At 66.0% G+C, this 2311-nt stretch carries 2 protein-coding genes; both read right to left on the bottom strand.

Annotated features, from left to right (window positions below; genetic code table 11):
- The coding region (locus EN879_RS32450) for a PopZ family protein (protein WP_013531280.1) at window positions 1–817 on the bottom strand (817 nt) is incomplete at its 3' end.
- 215 nt (window positions 818–1032) lie between these two features.
- On the bottom strand, window positions 1033–2311 hold a 1279-nt coding region (locus tag EN879_RS32445), incomplete at its 5' end, for a TolC family outer membrane protein (protein WP_127274540.1).

Here is a 2311-nt window from a genome sequence, read left to right as displayed (position 1 = left end):
ACTGCGCCCCGCGCGCCACGCGCTCGATCTCCTCGCGCACCAGCCTTTCGACCAGTGTCGGCAGATTGTTGTCGAGCCAATCCTGCAGCATCGGCCGCAGCATCTCTTCGGCCATCTCGTCGAATGTCTTCTTGCTGCGGCTGGCAAACGCGTCGGAAAGCTCGCCAAAGGCAGCCGCGACCTGACGGCCGGTGTGCTCGGAAACGATCGCCGGACGCGGCGCGTCGCTGGCCGCCACCGGCCGCACCACGCTTGCATCCGGACGAGACGGCTCGGTAGCCGGTTTCGCGGCCGGTTCATCCCCTGGAGCCTCCACGGACGGCTGGGCAGCCGTCTTGCGTGCCTCGCTCCGGTCCGACACCGCCCTGGCCTGCTCGCCAACCGCGGCGATCTCGCGACGCCAATCGGCGATGGAAGCGTCGGCGACAGGACGCGATATTGGCGCTTCAGCCGTGATTGGCTCCGCTGCAACGCGGGCGCTGACCTCGGCGAGTGTCATCGATGGCCTTGCCGGGCTGGGATCGGGGCGCACCGGCGTTTCCATGCGCGCCACCACCGGCTCGGCCGGCGGCAGCTGTGACTGGACTTCCGCCAGCGTGACAGGCTTCCTGCCCTCGGGGGCGGCATGCAGGTCGGCACGAAAAGCTTCCACGTCGGGGGCTGCATAGGCGCTCGACGCGCGCTCCAGATCCTGGCTCAGCTCATCGGCGTCGCCCGGCTGCTTGCGGCCGCCGTCGCTGTCCTCGATGATCCGCCTGATGGAAGCCAGTATCTCTTCCATGGAAGGTTCGCGCTGTGCGCTGCTTGCCGTTGCCATCGTCACATCCGCCGCCCTTGTGACCCCTGTTGGGTTTTCCGCTCCGGCAGAGCCGGATCGAATCATGGCCACAGCGTAACCGACGGATCGCCGCACGAGAATCCCCAATCTGGGGACTTGTGGGATTTCAACAGATTAGCGCCATCTGAACCCGAGAGCCGCAGCGCGAAAGATCCTGCTCAAGCAGGGAACACGGCCAGTTCAGGCCGAACGCCTCAGCGGCCGTCCGGCGTGCGCAGTCCGTACCACTTGTCCTTGACCGCGTTGTAGTGCTCTTCAGGCTTGTATTTCGCTACCTGCAAGCCAAGGCGGTCGACGGACAGACGGCCGGTCGCCTGCAGGATGGCGTAGCTCGCCACCACCACATCGTGTTCGTAACCGGCCTGGTTGATCTGGGCGGTGATGACCGTCGCCTGCGCATTGAGGACGTCGAGCGTGGTGCGCTGGCCGACATTGCGCTCTTCGATGACACCGTTCAGTGCCAGCTTCGCGGCTTCGATCACTTGCCTGTTGGCCGTCAGCTGCTGCTGCGCGGCGGTGTACTCGGTCCAGGCGGCGGTGACGGCCTGGCGCACCTGGTCGCGGCTGACATCGACCTGGATGCGGGCCTGGCTGAGCGATTCCTTGTCCTGGCGCACGATCGCCGAGGTGCGGCCACCCGAATAGATCGGGATGGTCAGCGTTGCCCCGACACTGGCCGAATTGGTCGTGCCATCCTGCGAACCGACACCCGGCAAAGGCGAGGTATTGCGATAGGCGCTCGAAACGCCGGCGGAAGCCGACAGCTGCGGCAACAGCGCACCTTCGGCCGACTTCACCGAAAACGCCGCGGCATCGACCAGATGCTGCGTGGCAAGGATGGCCGGATGCTCGTTCGAGGCCACCCCGACGGCGGCGGCGAGGCTCGACGGCAACAGCTTTGCCACCGGCGAAGCGCCCTTGAGTTTGCCCGGCTCGTCGCCAACGATCTGGCGATAGAGCGCCGCACTTGCCAGCGCCTGCGCCCGGGCAGCACTCAGCGACGCCACCGCGGCGGCGCGCGAAGCGTCGGCCTGGGCGACATCGGTGCGCGTGCCTTCGCCAACTTCGAAGCGCGAACGCGCCGCGCGCGCCGTTTCGGTCAGGAACTGCAGGTTCTGCTCGGTCAGCACGGCGACCTGCCGGTCGCGAATCACGTTCATATACGCTTGCGCCGCGCTGAACAGGATGCCCTCTTCAGTGTTGCGCAGGCTTTCGACCGAGGCCCGGACCTGCGCTTCGGCGGCAGCGACATTGTTCCTGGTCTGAAAGCCGTCGAACAGCGTCTGGTTGATCTGAACGCCAAAATTGCCGGTGGTCAGCCGCACGCTTGAATTGGTGCCGTTGAGATGGCTGCTCGAATAATCGATATCCGCCGAGCCGGTGACAACCGGGCGGTAGCCCGACTTGGCGATGGCGACACCCTCGTCGGTGACGCGAACGCCGGCACGGGCCGAATTCAGTGAAGAATTGTAC

The sequence above is a fragment of the Mesorhizobium sp. M7A.F.Ca.AU.002.02.1.1 genome (genome assembly GCF_003998535.1).
Lineage (GTDB): Bacteria > Pseudomonadota > Alphaproteobacteria > Rhizobiales > Rhizobiaceae > Mesorhizobium > Mesorhizobium ciceri.
This window is presented reverse-complemented; position numbering and strand designations above follow the sequence as displayed.